The organism is Chitinimonas violaceus (assembly GCF_052601015.1).
The window spans coordinates 1-875 of the sequence record NZ_JBQXDJ010000194.1 but is presented as its reverse complement, the minus strand read 5'-3'; the positions used below and the strand labels follow the sequence as shown (position 1 = coordinate 875).

1 pseudogene is annotated in these 875 nt (G+C 53.1%); it reads right to left on the bottom strand.

Features of this window, described 5'->3' with window-relative positions:
- Positions 1-17: 17 nt before the first annotated feature.
- Positions 18-788, bottom strand: a pseudogene (locus ACUHMQ_RS20860) (IS5 family transposase); the annotation flags it as partial.
- Positions 789-875 lie beyond the last annotated feature (87 nt).

Genomic DNA, 875 nt, shown 5'->3' with positions numbered 1-875 from the left:
ATAGCGTGTTTTAAAAGTTATTTTTCCAATCTGTTGAGCATCAAATTGATCATGGCGATATGAATAAATGTTTCGCTGGATAGGGTGAGGCATTCATAGTCCTTGGAGAGTCGGCGATACCGATATAGCCAAGCGAAGGTACGTTCGACGACCCATCTGCGAGGCAAAAGCACGAAGTCCTTGGCATGGTCTGGGCGCAGGACGACATCGAAAATGAAGCGAAAGCGCTGAGCGACCCATTCCAGCAATGCTCCTCGATAGCCACCATCGACCCAGACACGGCGCAGCTTTTTGCAACTCCCCGTCAATGTTTGCAACAACCACTTTGCACCATTACGATCCTGTACGCAGGCCGACGTCACCAGCACCGCCATGATCAGTCCCATGGTGTCGACCAAGATGTGACGTTTGCGTCCTTGAATTTTCTTGCCAGCGTCGTATCCTTTGACGCCTGCCGAGGCGCTGGTTTTCACGCTCTGGCTGTCGATACACCCCGCTGTAGGATGCTTGTGACGCCCGGCCCGACGCCGCACTTGCGCGCGCAAAGTGTCGTGAATCCGTTGCCAGACGCCAGCTCGACTCCAAGCGCGAAAATAGCCATACGCGGTTTGCCAAGCGGGAAAGCCGTCATGCGGCAATAGGCGCCAGGCACAACCGGCTCGTGTGATATACAAGTGTGCATTCACCACCTGCCGCAGATTCACTTGCCGCGGACGGCCGCCTTTTTTCGCTTCCGGCAGCAAGGGTTCAATCCGTTTCCACTTCTTGTCGCTTAAATCGGTCGGGTACTGTCGCTTTCTCCTGCCGCTACTTTTTTAGCCATGTCAAAATCCAACACATGGGAACAGTTTGAGACTTTTAAAACACACTCTTAG